This window comes from Bacillus sp. SD127, assembly GCF_058566445.1.
On sequence record NZ_CP191226.1, the window covers coordinates 3820859 to 3837146 of the forward strand.

The following is a 16288-nucleotide window of genomic DNA, read 5'->3' on the forward strand; positions in this document are numbered from 1 at the left end:
TGTTTGAGTTGTTGAAAAAAATCGCATTCACACTATGTCCAGCTGTTATCGGCTCTCTTTTATTCTTTACGGCGCCTGCCAGCGCGCACGTGTCAGTAAAACCGGCTGAATCCGCCGCAGGCTCATGGGAGACCTACACAATGAAGGTTCCTTCCGAAAAAAATCAGCCGACAACAAAGGTTGTTTTAAAAATGCCAAAGAATGTTGAGTTCCAGCAATACGAACCGGTTCCGGGCTGGAAGGTGTCTACTGCCAAACACGACGACAAATCAGTGTCCGTGACGTGGGAAGCCACTGACGGAGGCATTCAGGAAGGCCAGTTCCAGCAATTTACCTTTGTTGCCAAAAACCCTGATAAAGCGGAGGAAGCCGCTTGGGATGCCTATCAATATTACAAAGACGGCAGCATAGTTGAATGGACAGGCGATGAAGATGCGGATACGCCTCATGCCATTACAAAAATCACCGCAGCCAAAGAAGTAACAGATGAGCATGGCGCCACTCAAACGAAAGATGATTCTGCTTCTGCAGACTCAGGTTCATCGGCTCTTGATATCACAGCGATTGTGCTGTCTGCGGCAGCCATTATTTTATCTGTTGCAGCTCTAGTAAAGAAAAAGCGCGACTAAACAAAAAGCGATCCAGATGAGTTCTGGGTCGCTTTTTTTTGATTTATCCGCGTCCTGCCTGGAAGGAAGGGTATTGTGTCATACCGCCGTCCGCGAATAACGTAATGCCTGTGACGTAGCTGGCTTCCTTCGAAGCAAGCCATGCTGCCACTGCCGCAATTTCCTCCGGTTCACCGATATATCCCATCGGAATCATGCTTTCTACATCTGCTCTCTGCTTAGGATCAGCAAATTTTTCAGCATTGATTGGCGTGTTGATCGCGCCTGGTCCGATATTGTTGACACGAATGCCTTTCGGCGCATATTCCAGCGCCAATGTTTCCGTCATCAGCTTGATTCCGCCTTTACTTGCCGCATAGTGAACAAATAATGGCCACGGAATCACTTCATGTACGCTCGACATATTAATGACATTTCCTTTTATATCGTTTTCAACAAAATATTTAATCGCTTCACGGCTTCCTAAAAAGGCGCCCGTTAAGTTCGTGCTGATGACTTTTTCCCAATCCTTGAGCGGCATTTCATGAGACGGCACGGGATTTTCAAGACCGGCATTATTAATCATAATATCGAGTGTGCCGAACTCTTTAATCGCTGTTTGGACGATGTTTTTTACATCTTCCTCTTTCGTTACGTCTCCTTGGACGACAATGGCTTCACCGCCCGCCTTGATGACCTCTTCTTTTACCTCGTTTGGATCCTGTTTATTACTGTAATAGTTGATGACCACTTTCGCCTGCTCCTTGCCGAAGCGAATGGCCATTGCCTTTCCTAATCCTGAAGCAGCTCCTGTAATAGCAACGACTTTTCCTTTTAAATCCGGATACATATTCATCCTCCTTAACTGTTATGAATTCGTTTTGGCGATCCCTAAAAATACGGCAGCCGCAATAATCAGTGCAATCCCGATCGCAATCGCAATCAGCTGGCGTTTTGATTTCTTTTCACGCAGGATGAAAATACCGCCAAGCGTCGAGATGACAATTCCCATTTGAGAGAGAGAAAAGCTTGTGGCAACGCCGACTTTCGGCTGAGAAATAAACAAAAACATATTTCCCCCTGCCCAGATTAAGCCCGGGAGAATATTTCGGATGGCATACTTATTGAAGGGCTTGTGCTTATAGGTTAAAATGACCCCTCCAATGACCATCCCGATCGCCTGCGGCAACAGGGCGGACCATCCAGATACATTAAATAATCTTGCGACAACGACATAAATCAAATAACCCAATGTCGAGACCAGAAGGATTAAAATGCCCTTTTTTAAGTTGCTCGGCTCTCCATCTTTTTTGTCTTTCTTATCTTCTAATGACGTAAGAACGATACCGACAATAATAAAGATAAGAGCGAGGACTCCAAGTGTAATCGAAATCGGTGTTGACCACTCTCGGAAAACAATGACGCCGAACAGTGAGGTGGAAACAAGCTGCATCCCTGTGGAAATCGGCATCGTTTTGGACACACCCATTAACTGAATGCTTTTGAGCTGGTTGCTCTGCCCAAGTGACCAAAATAAGCCGGATATAATTCCAACGATAAAAATGCGCATGGACAAGACGGGTTGGACAAACAAATAAATAACGATAGAAACAATTAACGCCCCGATCGTCGTTCCCAGTGTTTGGCTGTACGGCCCGCCGCCTAATTTAACATTGAAGAGAACAATGCTCCCCCAAAACAAAGCCGGGAGAAGAGCCAAAAATAAATCCATTGTTGGGGAACCTTCTTTCAAAATGTATTTGCTGTTATTTTGGCTGGAATTGATATGTTTATTCGCTGAAACAAAAAAAGAGCTGCCGGATCTTCCGGCAGCTCTTCAGCGTTTCGTTTATAAACCGATGGACATATATTTTGTTTCAAGGTATGGTTCGATACCTTCTGAACCGCCTTCACGGCCGATTCCGCTTTCTTTCATTCCGCCGAAAGGAGCTTGAACCGCGGACGGTCCTCCGTCATTCCAGCCGATAATTCCGTACTCAAGGTTCTCGGAAATATATATGCCGCGGCGGTAATTTTCTGTGAAGAAGTAAGCAGCCAAGCCGTACGGTGTATCGTTGGCAAGCTCAATTGCTTCATCAATATCTGTAAAAGTGACGATTGGCGCAACAGGGCCGAATGTTTCCTCGTGCATGATATTCATGGACGTATCGACGTCAGCGAGCACTGTCGGATTGACAAAGTAGCAGCCTTTATCATCGTTTCGTTCATAAGTGCCCCCAGCGACAACCTTCGCTCCTTTTTCAACCGCATCATCAATTTGGCTGACGATTTTTTCAAAGCCCCTTTTGTTGATAATCGGACCGACGTTTACGCCTTCCTCAAGTCCATTTCCTACCTTCAGCTTCGATACTTGCTCGCTCAGTTTCGCAGCAAATTCATCTTTGATGGATTCATGGACGATGAGCCGGTTGGCGCATACGCAAGTCTGACCCGCGTTTCGGTATTTAGACACCATTGCCTGTTCAACAGCAAGATCAATGTTTGCATCTTCATCCACAATCAGCGGGGCATGTCCGCCGAGCTCCATGGATACGTGTTTCACAGTATCGGCGCTGTTTTTCATCAGGATTTTCCCTACAGGTGTTGATCCTGTAAAGGTGATTTTGCGGATTTTCGAACTGCTTGTAAAAACATTTCCGATCTCCTCGCCATCACCGATGACAACCTGAAGCACGTCTTTTGGAATACCTGCTTCGTATGCGAGGCGTGCAAGTTCATAGGCTGACAGCGGTGTATCAGGCGCCGGCTTGATAATAAACGTACAGCCGGCAGCAAGAGCAGGCGCCGCTTTACGTGTAATCATCGCATTTGGGAAATTCCAAGGCGTAATCGCGGCAACTGGGCCGACTGCCTGGCGCGTCACGACAATTCGTTTTCCGGTTGTCGGAGCCGGAACGGTTCTTCCGTATACACGCTTCGCTTCCTCTGCGAACCATTCGATATAACCGGCGCCGTACAGCACCTCTCCGACAGCTTCCTGGTACGGTTTTCCGTTTTCCTTCGTAATTAAATCTGCAAGTTCTTCTTTATGTTCAACGATTAGCTCATACCACTTTTTCAAAAGAGACGCTCTTTCGTTCGCTGATGTTTTAGACCATGATGTAAACGCTTGATGTGAACGTTCAATGGCTTCTTCTACTTCCTTGGCTGATTGCTGAGGAATCGTTTTGATCGCCTCGCCTGTAGCCGGGTTGTAGACCGTTAATTGATCTGGCATATTGAACATTCCTTTCTATTCTTGGATTTACTTAAAATGATAGCAGACCCGTGTGCGGTCTTTCCAATGATTAAGCTCGCAGACCTGCTTCCACAATGTGGAGCCCTTCATTCAGAAGGTCATCTGAAATAACCAGCGGCGTCAGGAAGCGGATGATATTGCCGTTGATTCCGGCTGTCAGCAGCAGCAATCCGTTTTGATTCGCGTACGCTGCGATGGCTGCCGCTTTCGCTTTATCAGGTTCACGTGTTTCAGGGTCTTTCACGATCTCGATGGCTGCCATCGCCCCAAGTCTGCGGATGTCACCGATAAACGGGTATTCTGTTTTCCATTCAAGCGCTTTTTCTTCAATGATCCTGCCGATTTCCTCAGAACGTTCATTCAGGCCTTCTTCTTCAATAATGTCCAAAACAGCCAATGCCGCCGCGCACCCAAGCGGACTTCCCGCATACGTGCCGCCGAGCTCTCCGGGCGCCGCCGCATCAAGCATTTCCGCGCGTCCGATCACACCGCTTAACGGCAGCCCAGCCGCAAGAGATTTCGAAACCGTGATCAGGTCTGGCACGACATCAAAGTGCTCGATCGCGAAATAAGTGCCCGTTCTGGCAAATCCGGTTTGAATTTCATCGGCTACAAAGACGATGCCGTGTTCTTTACAGAAGGAAGCGACGTGCTGCACAAACCGTTTAGAAGGAATAATGAATCCGCCTTCTCCCTGCACCGGCTCCATCACAACACACGCTACCGTTTCAGGAGCAACTGCTGCGATAAAGAAGTCATTGAACGCTTGAATGACCATATCGTCATATGCATCATCACTCAGTCCGGCAGGCTTCTGATAATAATACGGAAACGGCGCCTGGTATACCTCTGATGCAAATGGGCCGAAACCGAATTTGTACGGCTTTACCTTGCTTGTCATGCTCATTGTCATATTCGTGCGTCCGTGGAACCCGCGTGTAAACGAGACAACGCCTTGGCGCTTGGTATACTTTCTGGCGATTTTCACAGCGTTTTCCACCGCTTCCGCTCCGGAATTGAGGAAAATCGCTTTTTTCTCATGAGTGCCAGGCGCAATGCCGCAAAGCTTTTCAGCTAATTCAATATAAGACGGATACATCATGACGTTAAAGCCCGGATGGATCAGCTCCTCCGCCTGCCGCTTCACAGCTTCTACCACCTTCGGATGCGAGTGTCCGACGTTTAAAGTTCCAATAGCGCCAGCAAAATCAATAAATCTCCGGCCGTCCAAATCATACAGCTCTGCTCCCTCTCCTTTTACCGCCAGGCTGCGGTTTCCGTTGCTCACACCTTTTGAGACAAATTGGTCCCGTTTTTGCTGCCACTCTGCTGTAGTGAAAGTTGATGCCGTTGTTTGACTCATGTGAATCCCCCCACTGTCATTATTTTCTTACCATTCTGACTTCTTTTTGGTATGATGAAAAGTACCAATTATAACTTTTTGATGGTACCAGAAGGAGACACCGCAATGGACATCACAATCACTCTCGATCGCTCAGAAAAAGCAGATTATATCTATCAGCAGATTTATCAAAAGCTGAAAAACGAAATCCTCAGCCATAATCTGCTGCCCCACTCGAAGGTTCCCTCCAAACGAGAGCTGGCTGAAAAGCTGAAGGTCAGCGTAAACTCTGTGAATTCAGCCTATCAGCAGCTGCTCGCCGAAGGGTATTTGTACGCTGAAGAAAGAAAGGGTTTTTTCGTCGAACAGCTGGACACATTTCCCTCTGAGGAACAGCCCTCATCTTCACTGCCGGATGATCTGAAAGAGGTTCATATCGATCAAAGCGATTGGATATCTTTTTCACATATGAGTGCCGATACAGATCATTTTCCAATGAAAAGCTGGTTTCGCTGTGAGCAAAAAGCGGCTGCCCGCTCACACCGCACGCTCGGCGACATGTCTCATCCGCAAGGCATATATGAGGTAAGAGCCGCCATTACAAGGCTCATCTCTCTGACGCGGGGTGTGAAATGCCGGCCGGAACAAATCGTCATCGGGGCGGGCACCCAGGTGCTGATGCAGCTGCTGACTGAGCTTTTGCCTCAGGACGCGGTGTATGCGATGGAGGAGCCTGGCTACAGGCGAATGTACCAGCTTTTGCAACATGCCGGAAAACAGGTGAAGACGATTATGCTTGATGAAAAAGGGATATCGATTTCTGAAATCATCAGACAGAAGCCTGATGTATTAATCACTACCCCTTCGCATCAATTCCCGGCCGGGACAATTATGCCTGTGTCCCGGAGAATTCAGCTGCTGAACTGGGCAGCGGAGCAGCCGAGCCGCTATATTATTGAGGATGATTATGACAGCGAATTTAAATATGATGTAGACAGTATCCCGGCGCTCCAAAGCCTTGACCGCTTTCAAAACATCATCTATATGGGCACATTTTCAAAATCACTTCTCCCCGGATTGCGGGTCAGCTACATGGTGCTGCCGCCGAAGCTGTTACGGGTATACAAAAAGCGGGGCTATGACCTGCAGACATGCTCGTCGCTCACCCAGCTCGCCCTGCAGGAATTTATCGAGTCCGGAGAATATCAGAAGCATATAAAAAAAATGAAGCAGCATTATAAAGAAAAGAGAGAACGCCTCATCCGCGCATTAGAATCAGAGTTTGGAGGGGAGATTACAGTAAAAGGGGCAAATGCGGGACTGCATTTCGTCACTGAATTTTACACCTGCCGCACAGAACAAGAGATCCTCGCGCATGCCGCCGCCCAACAGCTTGAAATCTTCGGGATGAGCCGGTTTCGCTTAAAAGAAAGCCGTCCGCAGCCGGACAAACCCGCGCTTATTATCGGCTTTGCACGGCTGAGGGAAGAGGACATTCAGGAAGGTGTGCAAAGACTTCGCCGCGCTGTTTATGGAACATAAAAAAATCCCCTGTTCAGGGGATTGATTTACCAGCGCTCCTGGTCCACGTTCAGCACTGCTTCAAGCAGGCCCGGAAATGCCCTTTCAAGATCTTCTGTGCGAAGCGAATAATAACGGCGCTTTCCTTCTATGCGTACTTGAGCGATGCCCGATTCTCTTAATACTTTAAAATGGTGGGACAAGGTCGACTTTGCAACCTGTACATCAGCACAGGTGCTGCACGTTTTCTCTTTTGCTTCGGCCAATTGCTTCACCAGCTCTAAACGTAGCGGATCACTCAGTGCGTGAAGAACCTTTGTCAGCTGCAATGTTTCTGTTTCTGGATGGTTTGGAATGTTCATGACACAAATGTATCACACAACAATTAGAATGACAATTTTACTATTTGAGGGTTTTTCCTTTACCTGATTTTGATTACATGGTACATTTAGTTCGATCAAATTCGAACAATAAATTTTAAAGACAAATGGAGGAGATTTACATGATCGTATTACAAGCTTATATGAAAGTAAAACCCGAAAAACGCGAAGAATTCTTGAGCGAGGCACAATCGCTCGTTCAACATTCAAGAGCCGAGGAAGGCAACGCGCAATACGACCTTTTTGAAAAAGTAGGCGAAGAAAATACATTCGTGATGCTTGAACAATGGAAAGATGAAGCGGCGATGAAATCACACAATGACACTGCGCATTTCCAAGCATTTGTAGCAAATGCCAAAGAACTGCTGAGCGCTCCTCTTGATGTTGTACGCACAGAGCTCAGCGAGTAAGGAAAGGATGTCTCACATGAACGAAGTAATCAAATCATTAACAGATCACCGCTCCATCCGCAGCTATACGGATGAGCCGGTGTCAGAAGAGCAGCTAGACCACATTATACAAGCGGTGCAATCAGCCCCTACTTCTATCAACGGGCAGCAAGTGACTGTCATCGCGATTCAGGATAAAGAGCGGAAAAAGAAAATCTCCGAACTGGCGGGCGGACAGCCTTGGATTGACCAAGCTCCGGTTTTCTTGCTTTTCTGCGCAGACTTCAACCGGGCAAAAATTGCTCTTGAAGATCTGCATGACTTCAACATGGAAATCACAAACGGTTTAGAATCCGTTCTTGTCGGCGCTGTAGATGCCGGCATCGCACTTGGCACGGCGACAGCGGCAGCTGAATCACTCGGTCTTGGCACTGTTCCGATCGGCGCGGTTCGGGGAAACCCAAATGAACTGATCGAGCTGCTTCAGCTTCCGAAATACGTGTTCCCTGTATCGGGTCTAGTCGTCGGCCATCCTGCTGATCGTTCAGCGAAAAAACCTCGTCTTCCAAAGGCAGCGGTTTATCACAAAGAAACGTATCTGCAGCAGGACGAGCTGACATCACACATTCAGTCATATGATGAACAAATGGCCGAATACATGAAAAACCGGACCAACGGAAAAGAAACACGAAACTGGTCACAAGGCATCGCCTCATACTATGAGCGCCTGTACTATCCGCATATTCGTGAAATGCTCGAAACACAAGGATTTAAAGTTGAAAAATAAGCCTCACCCGGCCTGTCGGAATTCCGGCAGGCCCCTTTTATTGTCCGGATAAAATCCATTGACTTTCATTTTGTTTATTTGGTAAAATTTTATCAATGTTACTCATTGGTTTCCTGTGAACCAATGGGTTTTCTATTGTTCAAGAAAGAAAGAAGGAAGCCATGAGATGCTTGATAAAAAAACAGAAATCTTGTTAGCCGCGCGGAAGCTTTTTTCTGAAAAGGATTTTACGTCGGTTTCCATGCAGGCAATCGCAGAAGAATGTAAGATATCAAAAGCTTCGATATATAAGCTGTTTCAGTCGAAGGAAGATTTGCTTTTGGAGCTGCTGACGTTTAACCAGAAGCAAATGGTGGCCGCGGCATCAAGACTGCAGGAAAATACCGCACTGACACCGGAGGAGCGTTTGATTCAAAAGGTCAAAATGGAGCTGGAAGGATTCAGGCGGAATCAGCAGTTTTTTAATATGCTGACCTACGGAAACCCCAAGCTGCACAATGACCGTGTAAAACAGCATATCCATCAGACCAGATCAACGATTATCTGCTGGCACCGCGATTCGCTGATCCAGGCGTATGGAGAAACCATTCTCCCGTTTGTATGGGATTTAGTGATCATTCTTCACGGCATGATGCGTGAGTTTTTAATGCTGATCAAAATAGAGGAAAAACCGCTTGAGCTTGACCCGATCGCAGCGTTTATCATCAGCACCCTCAATCAGATTGTCAAAAACAGAGAAACACGGCAGTCCCTGATTCCGCCTGAGACCATCGAGCTTTATATCCAATCGGCGTCCTCCTACCAGCCAAAGGATAAATCACTCCTGTTATCAGAAAGCCTGAAAGAATTACATAAAGGCATCTCTTCCCTGCCCGCCGCGGATTATGATATCGATGAGCTGACATCCGCTGCAGCCATGCTGGAAGAGGAAGCAAAAAAGGAAGAGCCCCGCGCCTTTTTACTGAAATCACTGATTGGCTATCTGGAACAAACCGGTGTTTTAACACAGCAAATTTCTATGTTAAAAACACTGCTAATTACTTAAAGAAAAGAAGGGATCTTATTGGACACAAGTATTGAAAAAAAACCGTTTAACCGTTCTGTCATTGTCGGCATTTTGTTAGCCGGGGCGTTTGTCGCCATTTTGAACCAGACACTGTTAATTACCGCTCTCCCCCATATCATGAGGGATTTTCATATAGATGCAAACCAAGCCCAATGGCTGACGACTTCATTTATGTTAACGAACGGTATTTTAATTCCGATTACTGCGTTTTTAATTGAAAAATTCACGAGCCGTACGCTTCTCATTACGGCGATGAGTATTTTCACTGCCGGAACAATCGTCGGCACGTTTGCCCCGAACTTTCCGGTTCTGCTGGCGGCCCGTATCATTCAGGCAGCCGGAGCCGGCATTATGATGCCGCTCATGCAGACAGTATTTTTAACGATCTTTCCGATTGAAAAGCGCGGCCAGGCTATGGGTATGGTCGGATTGGTCATCTCCTTCGCGCCTGCGATCGGACCGACTCTTTCAGGATGGGCAGTAGAAGCTTTCTCATGGAGATCATTGTTTTATATCATTCTTCCGTTTGCCGTGATCGATTTGCTTCTCGCTATCATTCTTATGAAAAACGTGACGACATTAAGAAAAACACAGATTGATATTTTATCAGTTATCCTGTCGACACTTGGATTTGGCGGGCTGCTCTATGGCTTCTCAAGCGTCGGCTCTTACGGATGGACCAGCTCAACGGTTCTGATTTCACTGCTAGTGGGCGTGATCGCGCTGCTCTTATTTATTACAAGACAGATGAAGCTTGAAAAACCGATGCTGGAATTCCGCGTATTTACGTTTGGTATCTTCAGCTTAACAACCCTGCTGGGAACCCTTGTCTTTGCATTATTAATTGGTACAGAAACAATTCTGCCGCTGTATACACAAAACGTCAGAGACGTCACAGCCTTTGATACAGGGCTTATGCTTCTTCCGGGAGCCATTGTAATGGGCTTCATGTCACCGATTATCGGAAGAATTTTTGACCGTGTCGGCGGAAGAGGCCTGGCGATTGCAGGTTTCTGTATCATCTTCCTGACATCACTTCCGTTTATGCAGCTGACTGACCATACGTCACTGGCTTGGATTGTCGTTTTATATACCGTTCGTCTCTTAGGGACAGCGATGATTATGATGCCTGTGACAACAGCCGGAATCAATGCGCTGCCGCGCCACCTGATTCCGCACGGAACAGCGATGAACAATACGGTTCGCCAAGTCGGCGGCTCCATCGGAACTGCTCTCCTGGTATCCGTGATGAGCAACCAGGCGGCACATGCAGGAACCACAAATGTAAAACACGCCGCTCTGCACGGCATGAACGCCGCTTTTATCGTGGCAGCCTGCATCGCGCTTGCCGGCTTACTTCTATCCTTTACATTAAAGAAACCTCAGCGCCCTGCCGAACAGCAGCCGGCACGCTGATCCTATAAAAAAAGAGCCCCGCTTTGAGAGCGGAGGCTCTTTTTGGTTTTACTTCTCTAACCCGTCTTTCACTTCTTTAATCATTTGCGTCATTGACTCAAGTCCGCCTCCTGATAAGTACCAAGTAGCTGAATCAAGGTAAACGACATGATTATTTTTCACGGCGTTTACGTTTTTCACATAGTCATTTTCAACGACTTGTTTTGTAGATGATGTTTCTCCGATTGCTGTACCGCGGTCAATAACAAACAGGTAATCAGGGTTTGTTTTTGAAATGTACTCATATGAAACGCTTTGTCCGTGAGTAGACGCTTTAATATTTTTATCAGCCGGTGTCACCCCGAATACGTCATGGATCAGGCCGTATCTTGATTTAGATCCGAACGCGCTGATTTTTCCGTCGTTCGCCATCATCACAAGGCCGTTTTTGTTTTTCTTTTCAGCTGTTTTCTTAAGATCCGCAATTGAGTTATCAATTGTTGCGAGCTCGTCTTTTACTTCATCTTCTTTATCAAAGATTTTACCGATTGTTTGTGCATCTGATTTAAATGATTCCATGTAGTTCGCTGTATCTACGCCAAGGTAAATGGTCGGTGCAATATTAGAGAATTCTTTGTAGGACTCAGATTGTCTGCCAGAGATAATGATCAGGTCAGGGTCTAAATCCGCTACTTTTTCAAAGTCTGGCTCTTTTAAGCTTCCGACATCAGCATATTTGTCATCTTTGAATTTGGACAGATATTTAGGAAGGGCTTGTTTCGGCAGGCCCGCTACTTTATCATCAAGACCTAATTTATCTAATGTATCTAAGCTTCCTAAATCAAATACAACGACTTTTTTAGGGTTCTTTGTCACTTTTGTGCCGTTTTTGTCCAGCTGGTGTTTCACCGTCATTTGTTCTTTCTTCGTGTCAGAACCTTTGCTGCTTGAGCTTTGGTTTCCGCAAGCGGAAATGACAACAGCCGTCACCAATGCGATGAATAGAATTGCAAACTTTTTCATGCTCTTCACCTCTTCTGTATATTAAGAAAAATAAACACCTATTCTTTGGTTATCAATCGTCTGAATCGGGATGGTCATATCGTAGATTTCTTCGAGCACAGAGGTTTCAATCATCTCCTTCGGCGGCCCCTCTTTTACGATTCGGCCGTTTTTCAAAGCAACGATATGATCGGAGTAGACGGAAGCAAAGTTGATATCGTGAATTACGATCACGATTGTTTTTCCAAGCTCCTCTACCAGCCTCTTCAGAAGCTTCATAATTTCAACTGAATGTTTCATATCCAGGTTGTTCAGCGGCTCATCCAGAAAAATGTAATCCGTGTCCTGGGCAATGACCATTGCGATAAAAGCCCTTTGGCACTGTCCCCCGCTCAGCTGATCCAAGTACTTATCCTGAATCTCCTCCAGCTTCATATAACTGAGCGCCTGGTTGATATGAACCCAGTCTTCCTCTGTCAGCCGGCCCTGTGAATAGGGGAATCTGCCGAAGCTGACAAGGTCTTTGATGGTCAGTCTGATATTGATTTGGTTCGCCTGCTTTAAAATACTCATTTTTTTGGCAAGCTCTTTGCTGTCGCAGGTTCCGATCTCTTCTCCGTCTATGAAAATCTCACCGGAATCCTTTTTGATCAGGCGGCTCATAATAGACAGCAGCGTACTTTTGCCGGCGCCGTTAGGACCGATAAACGAGGTGATTTTGCCTTTTTGAATCGTGACTGACGTCTCTTCAAGGACAACTTTCCCTCCATATTGTTTGCTTACATTTTTGACCTCTACCATGATTTATTCTCCTTTAACAGCAAGTAGATAAAATAAATCCCGCCGGCAAAATTAATAATAACGCTCAGCGTCGTTGAGAAGGTGAATACTTTCTCAACCACAAACTGTCCCCCGACTAACGCAATAATGCTGATTAAAACAGAACCTGCGATTAAGTACGAATGCTGATATGTTTTCAGAAATTCTCTCGCCAGGTTGACGACGAGAAGCCCCAAGAACATAATCGGGCCGACAAGCGCTGTAGAAACAGAAACAAGGATCGCGATCACGATCAGCATCTGTTTGACAACTTTGTCGTAGTTAATGCCCAAATTGACGGCGTGTTCACGGCCGAGTGACAGCACGTCAAAAAATTTCGTGAAACGCCAGACATAGATACCGGTCAGCAGGAAGATGATGAAGGCGAGCCATAACAAATCAGTGTTGATGTTGTTAAAGCTGGCAAACATTTTGTCCTGCACAACCTGAAACTCATTCGGATCAATCAGCATCTGCATAAAGGAAGACAGACTGCTGAACAGCGTGCCGAACACGATTCCGATGAGCAGAAGAAAGAAGATATTTTTCCCCTCACCTTTGAACATGATCTGATAGAGAACAAAAGAAAACAGCACCATCAGCAAAACAGAGATGATGAAGTTGATGTTTTTATTCATGATTACGATATTCATAGAACCGAACAAAAAGATGATGACGGTCTGAATCAGCATATAGAGAGAATCAAGGCCTAAAATGCTGGGCGTCAGGATGCGGTTATTCGAGATGGTTTGGAAGATCATCGTCGAAAACGCAATCGCTCCGCCTGTCAGCATAATGGCAGCGACTTTTTTGATTCTTCTCGGCAGTGTGTAATCCCAATTGCCTAAGTCATAAAACAGAAACAAACCGATACATACAACGGCTATACCAACGAGCAACGCAATTTTCATCTGGTTACGCATACGCTTTTCTCCTTAACAGCATAAACAGGAAAATGCCGCTGCCGATGATTCCGACCATCAGACCAATCGAGATTTCATATGGGAAGATAATGACTCTGCCCAATATATCGCAAAACAGAACAAAAACCGCTCCCAGCAGCGCAGTGTGCGGCAGGCTGTTTTTCAGGTTGTCTCCTCTGTAGATCGATACAATGTTCGGGATGATTAAACCGAGAAACGGAAGCATACCGACAGTCAAAATGACAAGTGACGTAATCAGGGATACGATAATGAGCCCGATGTTCACAACCCGTTTATACTTGAGGCCGAGGTTGACAGAAAAGCTTTCTCCCATACCCGCCACTGTAAATTTATCCGCATAAACATAGGCAATGATGACAAGCGGAATACTCAGATAGAGAAGCTCGTATCTCCCTTTCACAACTAAGGAGAAATCCCCCTGAAGCCATGATGACACGTTCTGGATCAGGTCATATTTATACGCGATAAACGTCGCGATTGAGCTGACGATATTCCCGAGCATTAAACCGACTAGCGGAATAAAGATGGTGTCGTTAAACTTGATTCTTTCAAGAATTTTCATAAACAGAAAATTGCCGACTAAAGCAAAGACAAAAGCAATCAGCATTTTCATTAAAGGACTTGCCGATGTAAACAGAAGCAAGGATATTAAGATTCCCAGCCTCGCCCAGTCCATCGTGCCGGCCGTTGTCGGTGACACGAATTTGTTTCTGGTGATCTGCTGCATAATCAGCCCGCAGATGCTCATGCTCATGCCCGCGATTAGAATACTGATCAGCCGCGGCAAACGGCTGGCAAAGAGCGTTGACGCCTCTTCTTTGCTTAAATCAAAGAGATCAAGCGGCGACAGATCTTCTACGCCGATAAATACAGAAGTGACTGCTAATATGATAAGTAGAAAAAATAAGTAACGTAGCTTCATGCTGCCTCCTTACATCCTCACAGCAAAAAGAACGTATCTCCTACTCCGCAAGGACTCAAAACGATATGGCCATATAGTAATTGATTATCATTATCATTTACATATTACCATTTTTCTAGTGTTAGTCAATATTCTTTAAAAATATTAACTTCGTTATCTATTCAATTTTACTAATCATTCAAACCATTTCCCATCACAAATCGTTAGTCTGTTTACCATATTTATCTTCACTATGCTTCAGGTTCGTCATCAGACCTGACACAATTCCTCTCTATAAATACAAATGTTCATTCCACAAAGAAATTTCTCCTTGATTTACAGAACTGAAAGAGGGATAATAAATACTAAATTTGTGTGAAAATTTTAAACATTAGGAGATGTAAACATGAAGGTCGTTAAATTCGGAGGCAGCTCACTCGCTTCAGGCGCACAGCTTGAAAAGGTGTTTCAAATCGTAACCTCAGATCCCGCACGCAAAGCTGTAGTGGTTTCGGCTCCGGGCAAACGCTATTCAGAGGATACGAAAGTGACTGATCTCTTAATCGCATGTGCTGAACAGTATTTATCATCCGGCAGCGCCCCTGAACTGGCGGAAGCGGTCATTGAACGGTATGCTCTGATCGCAAATGAGCTTCAGCTTGAGCCGTGTATTATAGAAAAAATCCGTGATGATTTGTTTACGCTTTTAGAAGGAGATAAAAGCAATCCCGTACAATATTTGGACGCAGTCAAAGCAAGCGGTGAGGATAACAACGCTAAGCTGATTGCCGCTTATTTCCGCCACAAAGGCGTGAAAGCGGAATATGTGAACCCGAAGGATGCCGGCCTTTTTGTAACAAACGAACCCGGCAACGCGCAGGTGCTGCCTGAATCGTATCAAAATCTCTTTCAGCTGAGAGAGCGTGAAGGCCTCATCATATTCCCCGGCTTTTTCGGGTTCAGCAAGGATGGCGATGTGATGACATTCTCACGGAGCGGTTCTGATATTACAGGCTCCATTTTGGCCAACGGTCTTCAGGCCGATCTGTACGAAAACTTTACTGATGTAGATGCCGTGTACTCTGTTAATCCTTCCATTGTTGAGAACCCGAAGGAAATCCACGAGCTGACATACAGAGAGATGCGCGAGCTGTCGTACGCAGGCTTTTCAGTGTTTCATGATGAAGCGCTCATTCCGGCCTTCAGAGCGGGCATTCCCGTACAGATCAAAAATACGAACAACCCGTCGGCGAACGGAACACGCGTCGTCAGCAAACGCGATAACACTAACGGCCCTGTCGTCGGCATTGCCAGCGATACCGGCTTTTGCAGCATTTATATCAGCAAATATTTAATGAACAGAGAAATCGGGTTTGGCCGCAGAGCCCTTCAAATCCTAGAAGAACACGGTTTGACGTATGAGCATGTTCCATCGGGAATTGATGACATGACGATCATCTTAAGACAGGGCCAAATGGATGCTTCGGCCGAACGAAGCGTAATGAAGCAGATTAAAGAGAACCTTCATGCCGATGAAGTCATTGTCGAGCACAATCTGGCGCTGATTATGGTTGTAGGAGAAGCAATGCGCCATAATGTCGGCACAACGGCAAGAGCGGCCAAAGCCTTATCAGAGGCGAAAGTAAATATCGAAATGATTAACCAAGGATCTTCTGAAGTGAGCATGATGTTCGGCGTAAAGGAAGCCGAAGAAAGAAAAGCCGTCCAAGCATTATACCGGGAGTTTTTCGCGGGTGTGCTGGTCTCTTAATCTATACATAAAAGCGGGCGGCAGGGCCCGCTTTTTATATTGTCCGCCTTGATAGCCGAATTGTTCATTCTTTGCCTTGTCCACTATTATCCCTATCAATCCGG

At 45.9% G+C, this 16288-nt stretch carries 15 protein-coding genes and 1 pseudogene; 7 read left to right on the top strand and 9 right to left on the bottom strand.

Annotation, left to right across the window (positions count from 1 at the left end):
- Positions 1 to 8 precede the first annotated feature (8 nt).
- A complete protein-coding gene (locus tag ACQVGS_RS19915; protein WP_103671934.1) occupies positions 9 to 629 on the top strand; it encodes a YcnI family copper-binding membrane protein in 621 nt (206 codons plus the stop codon).
- 43 nt (positions 630 to 672) lie between these two features.
- Here the strand turns inward: ACQVGS_RS19915 and gdh are convergent, their stop codons facing one another.
- The 4 genes from gdh to gabT all read right to left on the bottom strand — a co-directional run bounded on the left by gdh (position 673) and on the right by gabT (position 5230).
- A complete protein-coding gene (gene gdh / locus ACQVGS_RS19920; RefSeq protein WP_044161863.1) occupies positions 673 to 1458 on the bottom strand; it encodes a glucose 1-dehydrogenase in 786 nt (261 codons plus the stop codon).
- Positions 1459 to 1476: 18 nt separating this feature from the next.
- Positions 1477 to 2340, bottom strand: coding sequence for a glucose uptake protein GlcU (gene glcU, locus ACQVGS_RS19925; RefSeq protein ID WP_024120228.1), 864 nt, complete (start codon positions 2338 to 2340; stop codon positions 1477 to 1479).
- A 117-nt stretch (positions 2341 to 2457) separates the two neighbouring features.
- Positions 2458 to 3846, bottom strand: a complete 1389-nt coding sequence (gabD, locus tag ACQVGS_RS19930; protein ID WP_106021012.1) for a succinate-semialdehyde dehydrogenase — start codon at positions 3844 to 3846, stop codon at positions 2458 to 2460.
- A gap of 70 nt (positions 3847 to 3916) precedes the next feature.
- Positions 3917 to 5230 (bottom strand): 4-aminobutyrate--2-oxoglutarate transaminase, encoded by a 1314-nt coding sequence (gene gabT / locus ACQVGS_RS19935; protein ID WP_106021014.1) that lies wholly within the window; start codon positions 5228 to 5230, stop codon positions 3917 to 3919.
- A 105-nt stretch (positions 5231 to 5335) separates the two neighbouring features.
- Here gabT and gabR point away from each other — a divergent pair.
- A pseudogene (gene gabR / locus ACQVGS_RS19940) lies at positions 5336 to 6776 on the top strand (MocR-like transcriptional regulator GabR).
- A 1-nt stretch (position 6777) separates the two neighbouring features.
- On the opposite strand, the gene ACQVGS_RS19945 reads toward gabR, so the two are convergent.
- The gene (locus ACQVGS_RS19945) at positions 6778 to 7092 is read right to left on the bottom strand and encodes an ArsR/SmtB family transcription factor (RefSeq protein WP_024120224.1); all 315 of its coding nucleotides are present in this window, start codon (positions 7090 to 7092) and stop codon (positions 6778 to 6780) included.
- 140 nt (positions 7093 to 7232) lie between these two features.
- On the opposite strand from ACQVGS_RS19945, the gene ACQVGS_RS19950 reads away from it, so the two are divergent.
- From ACQVGS_RS19950 to ACQVGS_RS19965, 4 genes are all read left to right on the top strand, one after another.
- Positions 7233 to 7520 carry a putative quinol monooxygenase gene (locus tag ACQVGS_RS19950; protein WP_044161872.1) on the top strand — a complete coding sequence of 96 codons (288 nt, stop codon included), beginning with the start codon at positions 7233 to 7235 and terminating at the stop codon, positions 7518 to 7520.
- Between the two features lie 16 nt (positions 7521 to 7536).
- Positions 7537 to 8286, top strand: coding sequence for an NADPH-dependent oxidoreductase (locus ACQVGS_RS19955; protein WP_326229921.1), 750 nt, complete (start codon positions 7537 to 7539; stop codon positions 8284 to 8286).
- A gap of 166 nt (positions 8287 to 8452) precedes the next feature.
- Complete coding sequence (locus ACQVGS_RS19960; RefSeq protein WP_127695978.1) at positions 8453 to 9331, top strand: TetR/AcrR family transcriptional regulator; 879 nt, start codon at positions 8453 to 8455, stop codon at positions 9329 to 9331.
- Between the two features lie 18 nt (positions 9332 to 9349).
- Complete coding sequence (locus ACQVGS_RS19965) at positions 9350 to 10768, top strand: MDR family MFS transporter (RefSeq protein WP_095714088.1); 1419 nt, start codon at positions 9350 to 9352, stop codon at positions 10766 to 10768.
- A 48-nt stretch (positions 10769 to 10816) separates the two neighbouring features.
- Here the strand turns inward: ACQVGS_RS19965 and ACQVGS_RS19970 are convergent, their stop codons facing one another.
- From ACQVGS_RS19970 to yclN, 4 genes are read right to left on the bottom strand one after another with little or no spacing between them, the layout of a single operon-like run.
- Positions 10817 to 11770 (bottom strand): siderophore ABC transporter substrate-binding protein, encoded by a 954-nt coding sequence (locus tag ACQVGS_RS19970; RefSeq protein ID WP_127695980.1) that lies wholly within the window; start codon positions 11768 to 11770, stop codon positions 10817 to 10819.
- A gap of 21 nt (positions 11771 to 11791) precedes the next feature.
- Entirely contained in the window at positions 11792 to 12550 is a 759-nt protein-coding gene (gene yclP / locus ACQVGS_RS19975; RefSeq protein ID WP_106021019.1) for a petrobactin ABC transporter ATP-binding protein YclP, read from the bottom strand.
- Positions 12544 to 13491 (bottom strand): petrobactin ABC transporter permease YclO, encoded by a 948-nt coding sequence (gene yclO, locus ACQVGS_RS19980; RefSeq protein WP_127695982.1) that lies wholly within the window; start codon positions 13489 to 13491, stop codon positions 12544 to 12546. Before yclO ends, yclP begins: the two co-directional genes overlap by 7 nt.
- Positions 13484 to 14434 (bottom strand): petrobactin ABC transporter permease YclN, encoded by a 951-nt coding sequence (gene yclN / locus ACQVGS_RS19985; protein ID WP_010333025.1) that lies wholly within the window; start codon positions 14432 to 14434, stop codon positions 13484 to 13486. Before yclN ends, yclO begins: the two co-directional genes overlap by 8 nt.
- Before the next feature lie 385 nt (positions 14435 to 14819).
- On the opposite strand from yclN, the gene ACQVGS_RS19990 reads away from it, so the two are divergent.
- Positions 14820 to 16184, top strand: coding sequence for an aspartate kinase (locus ACQVGS_RS19990; protein WP_095714086.1), 1365 nt, complete (start codon positions 14820 to 14822; stop codon positions 16182 to 16184).
- The last annotated feature ends 104 nt before the right edge of the window (positions 16185 to 16288 follow it).